Annotated in this window: 13 protein-coding genes; 5 read left to right on the plus strand and 8 right to left on the minus strand. The window is 47.6% G+C overall.

The window, feature by feature from the left end:
• From ACY2RQ_RS17735 to ACY2RQ_RS17755, 5 genes are all read right to left on the minus strand, one after another.
• Positions 1 to 1,031 (minus strand): hypothetical protein (locus ACY2RQ_RS17735; RefSeq protein WP_490114334.1); only part of this gene is annotated, 1,031 nt, incomplete at its 3' end.
• 57 nt (positions 1,032 to 1,088) lie between these two features.
• The gene (locus ACY2RQ_RS17740) at positions 1,089 to 2,447 is read right to left on the minus strand and encodes an HlyD family type I secretion periplasmic adaptor subunit (protein WP_490114335.1); all 1,359 of its coding nucleotides are present in this window, start codon (positions 2,445 to 2,447) and stop codon (positions 1,089 to 1,091) included.
• A 26-nt stretch (positions 2,448 to 2,473) separates the two neighbouring features.
• Positions 2,474 to 4,627 (minus strand): type I secretion system permease/ATPase, encoded by a 2,154-nt coding sequence (locus ACY2RQ_RS17745; RefSeq protein ID WP_490114336.1) that lies wholly within the window; start codon positions 4,625 to 4,627, stop codon positions 2,474 to 2,476.
• Between the two features lie 234 nt (positions 4,628 to 4,861).
• Positions 4,862 to 5,722 (minus strand): helix-turn-helix transcriptional regulator, encoded by an 861-nt coding sequence (locus ACY2RQ_RS17750; protein ID WP_490114337.1) that lies wholly within the window; start codon positions 5,720 to 5,722, stop codon positions 4,862 to 4,864.
• 270 nt (positions 5,723 to 5,992) lie between these two features.
• A complete protein-coding gene (locus ACY2RQ_RS17755; protein ID WP_490114338.1) occupies positions 5,993 to 6,334 on the minus strand; it encodes a DUF192 domain-containing protein in 342 nt (113 codons plus the stop codon).
• Between the two features lie 328 nt (positions 6,335 to 6,662).
• Here ACY2RQ_RS17755 and ACY2RQ_RS17760 point away from each other — a divergent pair, with 328 nt between their 5' ends.
• Both ACY2RQ_RS17760 and ACY2RQ_RS17765 read left to right on the plus strand, forming a co-directional pair.
• Positions 6,663 to 7,373: a response regulator gene (locus ACY2RQ_RS17760; protein ID WP_490114339.1), complete on the plus strand. Its 711-nt coding sequence runs from the start codon at positions 6,663 to 6,665 to the stop codon at positions 7,371 to 7,373.
• 158 nt (positions 7,374 to 7,531) lie between these two features.
• On the plus strand, positions 7,532 to 9,940 hold the full coding sequence (locus ACY2RQ_RS17765) for an ATP-binding protein (RefSeq protein WP_490114340.1): 2,409 nt from the start codon (positions 7,532 to 7,534) through the stop codon (positions 9,938 to 9,940).
• Here ACY2RQ_RS17765 and ACY2RQ_RS17770 read toward each other — a convergent pair.
• Positions 9,894 to 12,743 carry an ATP-binding protein gene (locus ACY2RQ_RS17770; RefSeq protein WP_490114341.1) on the minus strand — a complete coding sequence of 950 codons (2,850 nt, stop codon included), beginning with the start codon at positions 12,741 to 12,743 and terminating at the stop codon, positions 9,894 to 9,896. The two genes, ACY2RQ_RS17765 and ACY2RQ_RS17770, sit on opposite strands and share 47 nt — an antisense overlap.
• Before the next feature lie 131 nt (positions 12,744 to 12,874).
• On the opposite strand from ACY2RQ_RS17770, the gene ACY2RQ_RS17775 reads away from it, so the two are divergent.
• Both ACY2RQ_RS17775 and ACY2RQ_RS17780 read left to right on the plus strand, forming a co-directional pair.
• Positions 12,875 to 13,312 carry a hypothetical protein gene (locus ACY2RQ_RS17775; RefSeq protein ID WP_490114342.1) on the plus strand — a complete coding sequence of 146 codons (438 nt, stop codon included), beginning with the start codon at positions 12,875 to 12,877 and terminating at the stop codon, positions 13,310 to 13,312.
• A 320-nt stretch (positions 13,313 to 13,632) separates the two neighbouring features.
• The gene (locus ACY2RQ_RS17780; protein ID WP_490114343.1) at positions 13,633 to 14,502 is read left to right on the plus strand and encodes a hypothetical protein; all 870 of its coding nucleotides are present in this window, start codon (positions 13,633 to 13,635) and stop codon (positions 14,500 to 14,502) included.
• A gap of 161 nt (positions 14,503 to 14,663) precedes the next feature.
• On the opposite strand, the gene ACY2RQ_RS17785 is transcribed toward ACY2RQ_RS17780, so the two are convergent.
• Together ACY2RQ_RS17785 and ACY2RQ_RS17790 are read right to left on the minus strand one after the other, a co-directional pair.
• The gene (locus ACY2RQ_RS17785) at positions 14,664 to 15,407 is read right to left on the minus strand and encodes a hypothetical protein (RefSeq protein ID WP_490114344.1); all 744 of its coding nucleotides are present in this window, start codon (positions 15,405 to 15,407) and stop codon (positions 14,664 to 14,666) included.
• 148 nt (positions 15,408 to 15,555) lie between these two features.
• Entirely contained in the window at positions 15,556 to 16,137 is a 582-nt protein-coding gene (locus ACY2RQ_RS17790; protein ID WP_490114345.1) for a DNA-3-methyladenine glycosylase I, read from the minus strand.
• 423 nt (positions 16,138 to 16,560) lie between these two features.
• Here ACY2RQ_RS17790 and ACY2RQ_RS17795 point away from each other — a divergent pair, with 423 nt between their 5' ends.
• Positions 16,561 to 18,186 carry a peptide ABC transporter substrate-binding protein gene (locus ACY2RQ_RS17795; RefSeq protein ID WP_490114346.1) on the plus strand — a complete coding sequence of 542 codons (1,626 nt, stop codon included), beginning with the start codon at positions 16,561 to 16,563 and terminating at the stop codon, positions 18,184 to 18,186.
• Positions 18,187 to 18,191: the final 5 nt, after the last annotated feature.

An 18,191-nucleotide genomic window follows, 5' to 3' on the forward strand; every position in this document is an offset into this window, starting at 1 on the left:
GTGCCGTTCAGGGTGCTGCCTTCAACGACAGAATCGCCGCCGGTGATTGCAATCTCTGGCTGGCCGTCATTCACCCGCACCGATACCTGGGTCGCTGCCTGGTCACCATCACTATCCGTAACCTGCAGGGCCAAACCCGAAAGGGTCAGAACATCGCTGATCTCGCCGTGGTCAAACTGGCCATAAATCGTTGCTGTTATCGTTCCTGAAGTTAAATCACCGGGGGATGTCAGGGAGATCTCAAGGATAGTGAAGCCATTTGCGGTACCGGTAATTGTCTGCCCATCAGCACTCAGGGCAAACAATATGCTGTCGCCAGCAGATGTATAACCGCCACTGTTTAACTGACCAATACTGGAAGGGCTGAAGACAACACTGGAAATTCCATCGGGGCTGGAAATGGCAAACCCGACAGAGGCGGATAAGCCGGTACCAGCTTCTTCATCAGAACGAACCTGATCTTCCAGAGTAATATTACCTGTGGATATTTGTGGAGAAGAATCCTCGAAAGGAACAGGAACCACCACATCATCCACATTACGCAATGATGCTGCCTCTAGGCCTTCGGTAATAAATCCAAACTGAACTTGTATTTCCCGTATATCCAGAGGGGTATTTATTGTTTGACTGGAACCCGTATTCCCGGGAGCACCCGCACCAGGAGGCTCGGATGGGAGATCAGGCTCGCCGGCACCGGGAGGCTCATCAGGCAGGTCAACATTAATATCATCACCAGCTGCCGTGGCCGGTAAGGTAATAATGTTATCAACCACTTTACCAGACTGGTCAAAACCCAAAGCAGCCAGTAGGTCGCTGTCACCAAAATTGAGGGTCTCATTGCCAATAACACCGGTTATCCGGCCATTGCCAAACTGGATAATCGCCTCGCCATCCCGGGCAATAACCCGGTCACCGATATTTATAAGATCCCCGACCTGCAGCAGACTCTCAGTCCCATCAGCTTTCAGGAGGACGACATCACCGGTCACTTGTTGAACGACACCCAGTTGTTTATCTGCAATCGTATTCATAAATATATCCCTCTAATTTGTTTTTAATTCCGTTTATTTTTAATATTCCTGAAACCTTTAACGCTCGCTGAAAGCCAGTTGTTTTGCCCTTAACACCGGCTTCATTAAATACGACATAAGACTTTTCTTACCGGTAATAATGTCGATATTTGCCACCATTCCGGTTATCACAGGCTTGTCCTTGTTTCCTTCTGCGGTTCCACCAATTTCCAGGGTGTTTCTGTCTGTTTCCACATGAGCGATATAAAAACTCTCGCCTTTTTCATCGGTAATGGTGTCCGCCCCAAGATGGGTAAGCCGCCCTTCCAAACCGCCGTAAACGGTAAAGTCGTAGGCAGTAAACCTGACAACAGCCTTCTGGCCGGGATGAAGAAACCCGATATCCTGCGGGCGAATTCTTGTCTCTATCAGCAGTCGGTCATCCAGGGGGACTATTTCCATCATTTTCATCCCTGGTTGAACAACGCCACCTTCGGTATTAGCCAGAATCTGTTTCACCACCCCTTTTACCGGCGAGCGCACCTGCGCCCTGTCTACCCTGTCTGATAAAGCCGCTTCCGTAGCTTCCAGCTCTTTCAAACGGGCAACCGTCTCATTCAACTCTGTCCGGGTATTACTGATAAACGTGAGCTGCAGTTCATTAATACGCTGTTTCGTTTCCTGCTGCTGGGCGAGCAACCGTTCCGCTGTCTTCTTGTTTACAGCCAGCTCCCCGATTGTATCGCTGACCTGTCGTTCAAGCCTCAATACTTCTATACGGGACACCGCACCTATTTTTGCCAGTCCGGTGGCAATATCCCGCTCTTCTTTCAGAAATTTCATCCTCCTTTGCAGCTGGCTGCGCTGGGCATTGACCTCTTCGTATTGACGCTTCTGCTGCTGAAGCTGTTCATGGAGTACGCTCTTTCTTCCCTGAAGCTCTTCCAGCCGACTGAAATAAATATCCGATTCCTGCTGGGCCAGCTCGGGAGCGGCTTTCCATACATGATCGGGAATATCCGGCTCCTGCCCTTCAATCTCCGCCAAGATCCTTACACGTTTGGCTTCAAGAGCCAGGATGTTAACTTCCTGCCCATCCAGGCTGGACATAAACCGGGTATCATCAAGCACCAGCAGCACCTGACCTTTCTCTACAATCTCACCATCTTTCACCAGAATATCAGCGACTATTCCCCCTTCGAGGTTTTGCACATCCTGTACCTGCCGTGAAGGTATCACCTTGCCTGTTCCCCGGGTAATCTCATCCATCTCGGTAAATGTTGCCCAGAGCAGAAAAACGAAAACCGCCACCAGCGTCACCAGTAAAAGCATTCGACCACCGGCCGGGCTTTGCCGTAAAATGGTTTCCCGGGCATCACTCTCCAATGAGAACACCTCGTTCTCTTGTTCGTTCTGCTCTGTTAAAAAATCTTTCATACTGATTCTTCCGTGAATCCTGTGAATTACCCTGCCTTTGCAGACTGCTCTCTGGCCTTATCATCCCCGTAAACACCGGCCAGCATCTCCGATGGGCCATCCGCAATAATCCGCCCCTTTTCCAGCACGATAATTCTGTCCACCAGCGCCAGCATTGAGAGTTGATGGGTCACCATAATCAGAGTTTTGTTTTCGCAGACATGGCGCAGGGTTTCGCAGATACGGGCAGCGGTGTGGTTATCCATGGCGCTGGAAGGCTCATCCATCACCATGATTTCAGGGTCACCCACCAGGGCTCTTGCCAGACCAACAGCCTGAATCTGACCTCCCGATAAATGTCTTCCGGATTCTCCCACCTGAAAATCCAGGCCATTGGCGCTGCTGCCAATCAACTCACCCAGCCCTGCCAGCCTTGCGACACGAAGAATCTCTTCATCGCTGACACCGGTTCGCCCCATAACAATATTTTCCCGAATGGTGCCGCTGATCAGGCCGACAGACTGGGGCACATAACCGATATGCTCACGAAGCAAGGCCGGGTCTAACTGGCGAAGATCAATACCATCCAGGGAAAGGCTGCCATCCGTTGGCTGATGCAAACCGAGCATCAGTTTTACCAGAGAGGTTTTACCAGAGCCCATGCGTCCTAGAATGGCGACCTTTTCACCCGGTTTAATGCGGAAATCCAGACCTGCCAATAAGGGAGGCTGTTCCGGGTAGGCAAAACTCAATCCCTGCCCGAGCCATGCAGCCTGCAGGTGTTTGATTCTGAGATAGGAACGCCCCTTCTCCCGTTCCTGGGGCAGGGTAATAATATGTTCGCCCTGATCCAGCGCCTGCTTCGCCCGCTCATACTGGTTTAATAAACCAATCAGTTGAGTGATGGGAGCGGCACAGCGTCCGGCAATCATAATAATGGCGATCAATCCCCCCATAGAGAGAGCACCACTGCCAATCAGGTACACGCCACCAATCACCAGGAAAACGGTATTTAATTGCAGAATAAACATGGCGCTATTGCTGCTCAGATTCTGCAATCTGCGAATTGTCAGTCCGTTGGCCGCCAGAAAAGAAACCATCCGCTCCCAGCGAAACTGCATGGCGGATTCTGCCCGGCTGGTTTTAATATCTTCCAGCCCCTGCAGCACTTCGGTAACAAGCCCCTGTCGTGAAGCCGAAACCTGTTGTTGTTTTAAAATCCGTTCCTGAAGGGGACGATTTAAAGCCCAGGCAATGCCCAGACACAGAGCCATGCATACCAAAGGTATGACAGCCAGCGCTCCGCCAATCCAGATAATCAAACCAAGGAACAGCACCACAAATGGCAGGTCCACCAGCGTGGTAATACAGGCTGAAGTAATAAAGGAACGCAGGCTGTCAAACTCATTCAGGTTATTAACAAAGCTACCGGTAGAGACCGGTCTGGCGTCCATTCTTAAACCAAGGGTTTTCTCAAACAGTTTTGCAGATAACTCCTGATCAATGCTTTTCCCGGCATGGTCAATAAACCAGGCCCTCTGCACTTTCAGGGCGAAATCAAACAGAAAGGCGAGCATGACACCAGCCGCCAGCATCCACAGGGTTTCTGTGGCATTGTTGGGCACAACGCGGTCATACACATTCATCACGAACAGCGGGGAAACAAGAGCAAAAACATTAATAAGAAAGCTGGCCACCAGTACATCCCGGTAAACCCGCCAGTGGGATTTCACCACATCCGCAAACCACTGATAACGGGGAACAGTCTTGGACGACGCCTCTTCCCCTGTTTCCAGTCCGTCCTCTTCAGCTATCGACACCGGAATGGCATAGCCTGTGTAACGTTCCATAACCCTGTTCACCGGTTCCATGGATTGATGGCCATTTTCCCAGACCAGGGCTTCATCGTGGGTGATATCCAGGTGAAGAAGGACTGCAGCGCTGTCTTCCAGTAAAAGAACGACAGGTAAGTCACAGCCGGGTAGTTCAGATTGGGGAACAGGGCATACTCTTCCTGAAAGGCCTGCTCTTGAAGCCGCCCGATGAAATAGAGATGGCGTAAGCTCACCATCACGCAAAGGCAAACCCGCCAGAAGGGTTTTAATGCTTACGCTTTTTTCATAAATACTGCATAGCGTCATAAGGCAGGCGGCTAATTTTCCACCTGTTATGCTGCCGTTATCTATTACCGAGTTATCCATAACCCTCACCCTTTGCTTTTGCCGCGCTCCAGCCACGGACCGCACAATCCCTGTGTACCCTGTTTATTCAGAGTCAGTGAATTCTTAATCTTGAAAATTGTATAACTGGCTGATTTTTCTGCTGTGCAGGGAACGCACCGTTTTGTGCATCAGAAGAACGGTTTGTGAGAAGTTGCTGATAAATACCACTCTAACCTTCTGATTTTTTGAGAACTGTGTCACATAACTACATTATCATTCCGCCGTGCTGATATTTGATAACACCCGTTCGGGTTGTCTTTTCCGATATTCTCTTGGTGACTTACCAAATTTTTTACAAAAGGTTCGGGAAAAAGCGCTGCCATTACTGAATCCATGCTCCAGTGCAAGAATGGTCACGCTTGCACTTCGTTGTTTCGGATCCCTCAGGGCTGCCGCGACACGCTCCAGCCTTCGGGATCTTAGCTCTTCCCGAAATCCTGCCCCGTGCAGACTCAATAAACGGCTGACATAAGATGCAGACAGATGAACACTGTCCGCGATTCTCTCAAGATCAAGATCCGGATTATCTAACTGCTTCTCTATCTCGGTGAAAATACGCTCACAGTGCAGCTGTTGCCGGCCTGTCATACCGCTGTTCAATTCATACTCTGTCTGAACAGACATTCTCAGCAAACCCAGCAGGTAATGGGAAAGCTCCCTGCGCCGGGAAAGGCCGGGTTCATAGTCCAGAACATCAGGAAGGCTGCCTGCCATCTGCAAAGCAAGACGTACAGAGCCAGATTCTTCGCTGTTAAGAATACAGACAGACAAACCATCCCGTTGGACGCTCTCCGCAAGCAGAAACTCTTCCGGTACAGCCATAATCACGCCAGAAAAATTTCCACTCAGCCAGGTCTGCTTCTCATTTCTGGAGTGAACAACAAGGGATTGCCCAGGGGTTACAACACGGTAGCAAGAATCATCGGAAGTTTTCACTGCACCAGCCACAGGCACATAGATGATATAAAAGCGACTCTGCTGGAAATACACACTCTGATGCCAGGGCTGTGTAGCCGGGGAAGCATTTTTCGGGGAAGAGCCTTTAAGGCTGCAGAGGACAAGGGAGTCCATCATATAACCTTTAAACTCCTGCCAGCATCCCTCTTCTTCATGAAGTTGACAGGAAAGTCCTATCTTAAGTGTCTGCCCAGAGACCTGGGTCTCCCATTCTTTACAGGAGCATTCCCTTAACATCGACTCAAAGCTTAAAAAAATATCCATATCACTCCCATCTACAGCATAAACATCCTTGTTTACCTGCTTCTCATCTGAAAATGAGCGATGCTTCAAATTCAGATATCAAAGTATAATATCCAGATTACTTCTTACTCCAAACTGAGCCCACTAACCCACCCAGGAAATAACATCACCCTTTTCTATATTCACCGTCTCAAACGTTTCACACTGGTATTCAAGGACCGTTCTTGCTCTCAGGTTTACCGCCAACCGCCAGGGCTTTACCTGAACGGCATCCATAAGCACCCTGTCACTATCGCCTAAAAACACAACATTCGCCGGCGCTAAAGACAGCAAGGCATAAATCCCATAACAAGGTGTCACCAGTGGTTCGGATACTTCAGAAACTTTCACCAACCCAAGCAGTCTTTTCCACCAGCGGTTATTTTGATATACAGAGAACCTGGCAATCACTCGCCCTCTTCGCATAACTTCCACCTCTCTGAGCATCAATCTATCCTCAGAGCTTCTACGGCTATTGCGACCAATAAACACATAAGTGTCAAAAGTAAAAAAATCATTACTGAATAAAACATACCGCCAACCTATAACTTCTCATTAATTCAAAACATCTAACACAACTCAATGCACAATCAGTGACGGTAAAAAGAATATAATCAATCAGTCATGATTCCTGCTGACATTGTGATCAGAAGGCAATAGAATCTTCTCTAACACTACAAACTTTTATAAAAATTATTACATTTGATTTACCTTTCAGGATTAAAAGGTCATCGGTATTGCAGATATAGCTGTATTTCGCAGGGGAGGGAGCCGTATGGAATCAAAAATACCGAAAGCACTGATCGTTGAAGATGAAGCAGCGGCCCATACTCTTCTGGCTAACTATCTCCGATCCCAGGGTTGGCAGACCCTGGAGTGGTCAGAAGACATGGATATTCCCGCATTTGTCCATAAGAATGACATTGATATTGTTTTTCTCGACCTGCGCCTGCCTGGTCTGGACGGTCAAACTCTGTGTAAAGAACTCCGCAAACGCAGTAATGCCGGCGTGATATTTACAACCTCCTGTGATGATCCGATTGAAAAGATTGTCGCCATGGAAAATGGCGCAGATGCCTATTACACCAAGCCCCTGCCTCTGAGAGAAGTTATTGCCTGTGCTAAAAACCTCCTTAACAGGGTTCGTTCCGGTGTAGATAAATTCAGCCAGGAGCAACATATCAGCTTTCAAAGCTGGCATTTCAGCAGGCAGAAGATGATGATTAATAATAATCATGGGGACGATATCAGCCTGACCCGTAACGAGGCCCGCCTTCTGGATTTCATGATTCAACATGCCAATACACCACTTTCCAGAGAAGAGCTTGGACATACCCTTGGGCGCTCAGAGTGGCATCCTGATGATCGGGGTATTGATGTTCTGGTCAGTAAACTCCGCACCAAACTGGCCAAAATATCCGGAAACAACCAGTTAATAAAAACCCAATATGGTGTTGGTTATGTTTTCGCCAAGAGCAAAGTTTAATCTGCTCTTAGAGCCTGTTCACAATCTTATCGTAGGCTGAAAATGCCGAATAAAAACTACATTTTCTCCGCTTTTCCTCGTTGCATAGCACCACTATGCGCCTCGAAAAACCAGAAAAACTGTAGCTTTCTCGACATTTTCGCTTTCCATGAAAGATCATGAACAGGCTCTTACAGCTTTTCATTCTTATCGGGGTATCCTGCACTTATGCAAATACCCAGGACATGCCCCATGTTCGCCAAGGCTTTATCAATCTTCAAAACCGGGATTTCAACAATCAGCCTTTGCTCCAGCTCAATGGTCAATGGCAGGCAGCGCCCGGCCAACTGTTAAAGCCAAATGAACCTTTCCCCAAAAACTATTTGACGATTCCTGCGGTCTGGAAAGACCAGGGGTTGCCTAACAAAGGCACAGTTACCTACAGGCTGAAAATCAGGCTTTCAGACCACCCCCCCGATATGATGCTGAATATTCCGGTCCAGAATACCAGCTGGCGGTTATGGGTAAACGGAGAAGAGCTTGCCAGCGTAGGTACACCTGGCGTTCATTCAGGCAAAACAGACACTGTCTGGCGGGAGCATTTCATTCCCCTGCCGCATACGCCTGATCTTGAGCTGGTCTGGCAGTTGTCCAACTATGCTCTCTATCATGGTGGCCCCAAACGACCTATAACTCTTGGAACAGAAGCAGAACTCACCCAAAGGTATGAAATACGTCATGCCTTTATGATGATCAGCCTTGGGGGCTACCTGTTTTTCGGCTTCTACTTCCTTGTTCTCTACTTATTCCATAGAAAAGAACTTCTGTTGCTGACTTTTGGCTGTCTCGCTCTTCTGATTGCTCTGAGAGCCTTTATTGGTCATAAGATAGACGGCAATTTCCTGCTTCCCGCTGTGAATTTTTATTCCCTGAGAACCATTGAGTGGACTTCCGCCTGGGCTTTTTCCGGAACCTATCCTGTATTGCTCTATTTATTGTTTCCGGACTGTTACAACAAGAAAATCATCCGCTGGATTTTTGGCCTTTCTGCCCTCATGACACTCGCAGCCTTCTCAAAGACTCTGTTGAGTAACCCCATTTATATGAACGCCTGCTGGCTGTTCTCAGTTCTCACCTGCTTCTACAGCCTTACTGGCATAATCACAGCCTGTAGAAGGAGAATACGGGGAAGTCTTCCCATTCTGATAATTGGAATTTTTCTGATAGGCAGTATTCTTCATGACCTTATACGCCTTATATCCTCTGATTATACTCTGCTTATCACCCCTTACTCTTTTTCTTTATGGATTGTTATCAGTGCTTTTGTGGTAGGGGATCGTACACACCAGAATTTCAAACTTGCCTCAGCCCGCTCACGGGAACTGGATGACCTGCTGGTTGAAAAAAACCTGGATCTCAATCAAAAGCTCCTGGAACTTGAGAGTACACAAGCGACATTGACCAGAGAAAACCAGGCCAAATCCCATTTCATTAATATGCTGAGTCACGAGCTCAGAACTCCCGTTAACGGTATTCAGGCAACAACAAAAGCCCTGCTGCAAACCCACCTCTCTCTCCACCAGCAACGGATGGCAAGTGCTTTAAAAAGCACCGGTGACATGATTGCCATGCTTATTGAACAGCTGCTGGATCAAATCAGCGTTGAACAGGGAAAACTGGTTCTTAACCCTGTATCTTTCAACCCGGGAAAATTACTGGAAGACACGGTTTGCCTGCTTCACCCCTATACCGATGAAAAAGGTATTGATTTAAATCTTGAAATGAAAAATCTGCCAGCTTTTCTTAATGGGGATGGCAACCGTCTGCAACTGGTTCTTCTCAATATCATTCACTACTGCATACGCACAACGGAAAAGGGCAGAATTCTGGTAGTCGGAAAAAGCCAGCCGCTCCCTAACCAAAACTGGCAGCTGACGGTTCAAATCACGGATACAAGCCCAGGCTTGAATAACAAACAAATTCACCAACTCTTCAAAACCTACCACGACTTTAACTCCCAGGAGTTGCAGAATTACTCAGGCAGCACATTAGGGTTGGGTATCAGCAATATCATTATCAAAGCTTTGGGTGGTTCTATCCGGCTGGATAGCACACCAGATCAGGGCAACACTTTCACCATTAACCTGCAACTGAAGCAAGGGGAGCAACAGCTTGATTATCAACCTGCTCTGTCCCGCAAATACCGTATTCTTGTTGTTGATGACGACCCGCTGAACCACCAGGTGCTTCACCTGCTGTTACCCCCTGAGCAGTGCACAATTATCAGTGCCCGGTCAGGAAGTGAGGCTCTGTCTCTGTTGACTCCGGATCTGGACGTTATTCTGGTTGATATTCAGATGTACCCCATGTCTGGAATAGAGCTCAGAAAAGCTATAAAAACGCTTGAAGATAAACGGCTCTCAACACTCCCCCTCTATGCCTACACTGCCAATCTTGTACCTGAGCAGCTGACGGAATATGAGCACCTTTTCGATGGCGTACTCAGAAAACCAGCCTCTCAAACAGCCCTGTATAAACTGCTTAACTCACTTCCCCGGAAACAGGAGAGCCTTGCAACGCCTGCTTGAATACCTTCAGTTCTGAATCCCATAACTGACGCATCCGGCCCAGCTCTTCAGAACTGCAATCACTCTGTCGCTCAACAGCTTTGGCCAGATCAACAACAGCATCCATTCCCACGGTTAATGCCGCGCTGCTCAGTCTGTGGGCTGCGGCGACTATATCATCATGGTTTTTCTGAGCGATAGCCTCTTCCAGCATGGTGAGAGATTGATCTACGGACTCCTCGGCCACATCCAGAAGTGCTTCAACACCTCCTGTGCCAAGCAGCTCCACAAGTTCTTCCAGCCGTCCCTGATGTTGTGCAGAGACATCTCCCATGTTTTGTTTTCTGGCAACATCAGTTCTCTCTGTATTGAGAATCTTCTGCAGCGTATCCCTGTCTATGGGCTTCTGAAGAATATCGTCAAAGCCTTCCATCGCCCCGTCTATGGAACAGGCACTGGCTTTGTCTCCCGTTAAAGCGATAAATCTCACCACCTCATAATCGGGCCGCTCAGAAACTCTGGATACGATATCTTCCCGCAACCTGACACCATCTGTGTCCGGAAGATTGATATCCAGAATACAAATATCAAAACTCTGACGTTCAATCTTCTCCAGAGCTTCTTTACCACTGTCCGCGCACAGACATATATGGCCTTCACTGTTGATTAATTCACTGACATACAGGCTGTTGGCAGGGTCATCTTCCACCAGCAGGATATTTAATGATTCAGCTGGCCTTTCTGTAACAGGATTCAATGGAACCTTATTCCGGGGAGGGGAAATCTGACTGATGGGAATAAGAATCGAAAAACAGCTGCCCACTCCTTCCTCACTTGTCAGGGTAATCTGGCCTGCCATCCGGGTCACAATTCGACGGGTAATCGCCAGCCCCAGACCTGCCCCTTTATGGGCAGCTCCATGGCCATCTCCCAACTGCACGAAACGGTCAAAAATATTTTCCTTATCCCGTGGAGAAATACCTGCTCCAGTATCTTCCACAGAGATCATCAAACGTCCTGCTCCATACCTGGCAATCACACTGACTGTACCGTGGGAGGTAAACTTAATAGCGTTATGGATAAGATTAATCACCACCTGCCGAAGTTTCTGATGATCACCGTACAGCCAGAACTCTCCATCAGGAATATTTCTGCACTCAACGGTCAATACCAGACGCTTATCCCTTGCAGACATTCCCATTAGCCCCTCTATTGAGGCGAGCCATTGGCGCAGCTCAAACCTCTCCAGCCTGAGAACATGCTCCCCGGTTTCCCAGCGGGAAAAATCCAGCAGATCGTTCACTATTTCCAGCAATGACTCACCCGACTGCTGGGCATTTCTCCGAAGTTCCTGTTCCCGGGAAGAGAGATTTGCTTTCTCCAATAAGCGCACTGAGCCAATCAAACCGCTTAAGGGCGTTCTGACCTCATGACTCATCACCGCCATCAACTCGCTTTTCTTCATGGAGGCTTCGTAAGCCTGTGAGCGGGCCTCCTCTAACTCCTCCAGCCTCTGATTCAGTTCAAGAGTTCTGCCCTCAACAGCTTTCTGCAGTTCCTCATTACGCATGGTTGCCGCATCAAACAACGCCCGTATCCTGGCCCCCATAAAAAACACGCTGGTCACGGAAATTACGACATAGCCCCAGTAGGTCATACGGAACTCTGTCCAGCGAGTATAAAATGCCACCTCATTGATAACCATTAACGCAAACACAATACCCAGCATACCCATCTGCAAATATCCGGATTCCCGACGTACAACCACTTTGCCCATGCAAAATAACAGATAACCAAGACAAACCAGTGTGACCAGATTCCAGGGATCGCGGAAATAGCTGTACAACTCTGCAGGCACCACCACAGTAACAGCCGCAAAGAGCCAGCCTATGCGCCAGTACCATAATAATGGAGGCCGACGAATCTGTTCAGGAAACAGCCTTTGCAGGAACATCAGATAAGACGAAGCCACCAGAAACATCCCCACATACTCTCCCCTTAACAGCCACTCCATATCAGCATCAGGGAGCCAGTGAAGAATAATTTTCTCAACACAGAATATTCTTAAACTTATTGCCAGAAAAGTAATAGATAGATAAAGGAGACTCCTGTCCATAGCGCTGCTAAGCAGCAACATGAGCAGGAATGTACCAAGGGTCAAACTGGAAACAACCAGCGTCATGGCCTGAGCAATACGGTTTTTCTCATCATTCTGCATGGTTTCCCAAAGGTCTATTACCGGCGTGCGGGCAATGCCTCCGTCAATATGGTGATAACTGGAAACCTGCACAATAATTTCATAGCGGCTGTCTTCGGGAAGTGGCTGCAGAATATGAAAGTCATAGGGCTTCTCTGTTTCAGGGCCAGTCCCCGGTCGTCCCAGTTCCGCGATTTCATGACCATTGACCCATACTCTTGCGGCTCGATAGACAGCGGGAATTTTTATACCCAAGTCTCCTCTTGACTCAGGAAGTTCAACAGTCAAAGCAAAAGTACCATGCCCCTGACCTGGGTAAGAAGCTGACTCACTCGAAGTTCTGTTCCAGCGGGAAGGGATAGTCAACAATACCGATTTACTGTGAATGGTTTCCGGCGTCAGCAGTTCATTCCAGTAAAAGCGCCACTCACCTCGCAATCTGACGGGAAGATAATCATGCCCTTCAAGGACAACCGTTCCTCCATTGGCAACGTTCGATGAATGAGTGCCTTTAAAAATACCAACAATCAAGGCAATCAACATGGGGATACAAAGTAATGCCGTTACTGCCGCCATAAGCCAGCGATTACTGGACGACATTCGCCAGTCATATTCACTGATATTCATTCACAACATTCCTGCCCATTTTTCATCCTGATATTTATATTTTTTCTTGTAAGAAATTATAATATTCCTGCATTCAATAAATACTCTATGGCCTCCCAACCCCCAAAGCTAATATAAATACAAATAGCATTATGCTTGAGTCCACTATTTCTTTTGCTGCATGGATTGCAATGAAAACCTTCACCCACCCAAACCCCTGCGAGGAGAATAGCCTTCCAACCCTGGAAAAAATCAAAGACACAATTTCTACAGGTTCAATTTTACTATGCAGCGGAACAGCCTCAACAAGCAGGCTAATTGCTAGAAGCCAAGGTACTGATTTCAGTCATACCGTCATGATTATCAAAATAACCAATGATGAATTTTATGCATGGACTGCAGACAGTCTGGACACTCTAGAAAACCAGACCCGTATTCTACACGGCGAAAGATTTCCAGGTGCCGCTGGATTAATACTCTTATGCAGGATTCTATCTGGTTCGAAGAACCAGAATATTTCAAAACACTCAAGTCTTCTCCCCAAACCAAAAAAAACCAAAGAAAAACAGGTAATAGGGGCAAGACTGTAAACATCACATAATCTTCCAGCTTCGCCGGTAGCCAGGTATACAGCTGGATATACAATGCGTGTTTGAAAGATCTCTTTGTTCTCCTGTATTTGCGTTTGTACTTGCGTAGCGGACTGACGATGTCACTACATTGCTGTCCAGTTCAGAGCCTTCAACGCGACACGCACCAGGGTTTTACAATAAGCGGAAAAACCTAAACCGGGCAGCAGTGATGTCACTATAATAATACCAGTAAAATAGTGTCTCTATAGCTATAAATGCAGCCAAAGTGAAGGCTTTCATGGAGGCGAAAGGGAGCAGTAAAGCGAGGTTAAGCTTCCATGAGACCAGCTTTTTTGAACACACTGTGGTTTGGCGTAGCTTTTACAGTTGCTTTCCTTTCCTTCAATGCTTCTGGTACGAATGAGTTGCCGACAGTACGGGGTGGGCTGGTTTTCGATGCCCTTGAGTATCGTCCTCTGATGATTTCCAGCTGGTTCCATGGGAATTCTTTCCTACATGGAGCTGCTATGCGAGATTCCCGAAATGCTTTCGGTTTTTTTAATTATGGGGCTATTGAAAGTGAATTCTTCGCAGGACCACTGGCTCTTATGGAGGACCGGACGATCGCCATGACACGGAGGTTTCTTGGTTTGCTGCAAGCTGGCAGGGAACTTGTTTTCAATGGCCGGCTGATTCTGGCTGTTCATGGCCGGAGTTCAGGGATGGTGGAATGGGAATACGCGACTGAAACTATAGAAGGAGGGGAGGAAGTGATGCAGACTACCCGGGGTGGAGCTGAGGGTTACGACTCCTATGAGCTGGGTACCGATATTATGGGTTTTTTGAAAAGGTACAGAATCAAAGTTTCCAGAATCGATTTTGTGAGCTGTGATGGAGAAAATCAAAGGCGATTTTTCCAGGCTGTCAAAGACTCCGATGCGGACAATATTGAGCTGGTTGGGTTTAATGCACGTACAGGCCAAAGACCAACGTCAGATGGTCTGGGAGGGGAGTTCTGGGTAGAGGATTCCTCTGGCGTTCGGCATTCTATTGCACTGGAAGATTTTGTCATGCGTGGGGAGCTGCCCGGAGGCCCGGCAATGGAGGGTATGATTATCCGCGAGACTATAGGGCAGCCCGAGAGTATCAGAACACTCCCACGTGAACCTGAACCTGCAGTGTGCCAGGGGTGTTGTTCCATCCAGTAGAACATTAGGAGCCCGCATTCAGGTGCGCCGCTGACTTTTATTTCACAGGTGCCGAATATAACACCACTTCTGCCAATAAGAGGCGTTTCGGCGATCTGTTCTACTGTCGAAAAGACCTCGTGCCTAAAGTAGCCTGTAACTTGTTTTTGACTTGGTTAAATTCAGGGAGAACAACGGTCTTCATGACCTTCGCTTTCATCAGGCACAAACTGGAGCCTTTCAGGGGTTTTTTTCAAAATTTTCTGCCATTCGTCATTCTCAGCTATTTTTTTCCCCCAGTTTTCTTTTGATATCTGCCTCCTCTTATCCAGACTCAGCGGTTCCATTTCTTCTGACCCTGCTTCTCCTGGAAGAAGGTTAAGGTCTGGATCAATATATAACTTGCGGCCTGTTTTTAAAACAGCATCTACAATATCCTCTGCTCTTTTATCATCTGTGCATCCTGTTATAAGTACCGTGTCAGTCTTATGTCCGTCAAAGATTCTTTCAAAGGAACTAAGCCACATTTGATTTTCCTCCATATCCCGGATGTAAACATAATCACCATTCTCCACCTCGTACTCTGTTTCTATATGATAATAAAACTCTTCAAGCTGTTTCTCTCTTATCCAGCTCTGCATATGTTCTATCGGATAGCCCTTTACCGGTTGAAAGCTGACATTGGCAAGCCAGACATTTTGATTACTGAAAAAATGCGATACCAGTCCTACATTGCCCCGAACAACTTCCATCACAGCGTTACGACTGGTGGGCAGTCCCTCAACCATATCCATGACAATGATCATAACTCTCTCACCCTGCTGGATCCGTCCTTCTATCTCATTGACAGTGTTAACGAGGTCAGCAAATAAAGTATGGCTGGATAAAAATAGAGAACAGGAGAAGAAGAGAGCAGGAAACCTCATAACATTTTCCTCTTACTGCATAGGGATAGCTATGTACCCCTCCACTATAGGAAAAACCAGAGCAGGCTAGGCGCTACAGAACATATAGAACAGGAGTCTACCTTACGTACAGGACAAAACCGCAGGCAGGTGGAACAAGAGAATGCTGTTAAACCCTGTAATAACGATGACAACTGGTTACATGGTCGTTCACCATCCCCGTTGCCTGCATAAACGCATAACAAATCGTACTGCCCACAAAATTAAAATCCTCTTTCTTCAGGGCTTTACTCATGCGGTCAGAAATCTCCGTTGAAGCTGGCACTTCTTTTAGAGAGGCATAGCTGTTCTGAATGGTCTTACCATCTACAAACGACCAGATGTAATCAGAAAAAGAACCATACTTTTCCTGAATGTTTAAATAGGCTTTGGCATTGCGAATAGCACTGTTCACTTTCAGCTTATTACGAATAATACCCGGGTCCTGCAGCAGCTCTTCGACTTTCTCTGGCCCATACAAAGCAACTTTTTCAGGATCAAAACCATCAAACACTTTGCGATAATGCTCGCGCTTACGCAGCACGGTTATCCAGGAAAGGCCGGCCTGGGCACCTTCCAGAATCAAAAACTCAAACAGCTGCTGATCGTCCCGGCAGGGAACACCCCATTCATTGTCGTGGTAACTACGGTACAGATCATCACCATGACACCAGCTGCAACGCTTGTCGTCACTGACCACAGGAGTCCTCATATTTTTATATTCTCTGAATTTCAGCGGCACAAAAAAGACAAAAAAACCATAAAAAGTGCAAAAGACAAAAAATAAAACCGTAAAAAAACAAAAACAAGCAGGAAACATCTGAAATCATATATCCTGTTGATTTACATCATAATATTCCTATTGCAACACGGCATTTACGAAGTATATAGTGCCTGTTACGCATATTTATGGCTATTTTCTGTGCGAAATACTTATCTTATGTAACTCGACCATCAATCACCATAGGTATGTCATTTTTACTTGGGCAGGGAAGGCTCATTTCATAATAAAGCAGAGTGGCTGCCACATTCCGTACACCACAGCTGCATTCAAAAACACATTGCTCGCCTGTTAAATTTTGGGTGGTTTTTCCACTCATGGCGTGCTTCGAATGCCAACACTTTAAGGTCCAGGATGAAAAAGAGAACTTTATTTGCCAGCCTAGCTCTGGCCACAGCGATCAGTGCAGCACTGCCGGTTCAGGCAGCCGATGTTCCCGAAGGCACAGAGCTTGCCTCCGAACAGGTATTTCGCCGTGGTATAGGCTCCGAGCCCGCCTCTCTCGACCCTCAGAAGGTAGAAGGCTCTCCTGGTGGTTACGTAGTCAGAGATCTTTTTGAAGGTCTGGTTACCCAGGATGACGATGGCAATACCATACCCGGTACCGCCGAAAGCTGGAGCGTCTCTGAAGATGGACTGGTTTACACTTTCAACCTTCGTGAAAATGCCCGTTGGTCCAACGGTGATCCGGTAACTGCTGGCGACTTCGTTTACTCCTTCCGCCGTGCCGTTGATCCTGCTACCGCCTCCAAATATGCCTGGTATATGCAGATTCCAGGTATCGTCAATGCTGACGAGATCATCGATGGGAAATTAGCCCCCGAAAAGCTGGGCGTAAAAGCCGTTGATGACCACACCTTTGAAGTGACCCTGAAAGCTCCCGTTCCCTTCTTCCCCAAACTGCTGGCCCACTACACCACCTTCCCGACCCCCCAGAAGATCGTAGAGAACTACGGTGACCAGTGGACACGCTCTGAGAATATTGTTTCCAACGGCGCTTACGCCATGGACGAATGGATTGTTAACGAGCGTATTGTCTCCAAGCGCAATCCTTACTACTGGAACAATGACAAAACTGTTGTTGAAGAAGTCCACTATCTGCCTATCGTATCCCAGGTCTCTGAGCTGAATCGCTACAAGGCGAATGAGCTGGATATGACCAACGAGATTCCCCTGGATCACTTCAAGAATCTTAAGAAGACTATCCCCGGTGATGTAAAGGTCACCCCGAAAATCGGTACCTACTACTACGTCTTCAACAACAAGAAAGCACCTTTTGACGATGCCCGTATTCGCAAAGCTCTCTCTTATGCCGTTAACCGTGACGCTATTGCCAACTATGTTGTTGGACAGGGCCAGAAGCCTATCTTCAGTTTTACTCCGGATTCAGTGAATGGTTTTGTAAAGCCTGACCTGGCCTGGGAGAAAATGTCCCAGAAAGAGCGCATAGCGGAAGCCAAGCGCCTGCTGGCAGAAGCTGGTTACAACAAGAACAACCCTCTGGAAGTTGAACTGCTGTACAACACCAGTGAGTCCCACAAGAAAGTGGCTATCGCTATCGCTCAGATGTGGAAACAGGCTCTTGGCGTAAAAGTGACTCTGCGAAACGAAGAGTGGAAGACTTACCTGGATACCCGCCGTCAGGGCCAGTTCCAGGTGTCCCGTGCCGGTTGGATTGGCGACTACAACGAAGCTTCCACCATGCTCTCCCTCTGGACCAGCTACAGTGACCTGAACGACGCCAAGTGGGCTAACGCCGAGTATGATCAACTGCTGGATAAAGCCAAGTCAACTCAGGACGAAGGTAAACGTGGCCTCATTTATGAGCAGGCTGAGCAGATCTTTGCTGCCGATATGCCAGTGCTGCCCATCTATCAGTATGTCATCAGCCGCCTCGTGAAGCCCTATGTTGGCGGTTATCCCATGAACAACCCGGAAGATAACGTCTACTCTCGTGATATTTATATCATCAAGCACTAAGGGCT

The organism is Parendozoicomonas sp. 209JJ7-1, from assembly GCF_058147085.1.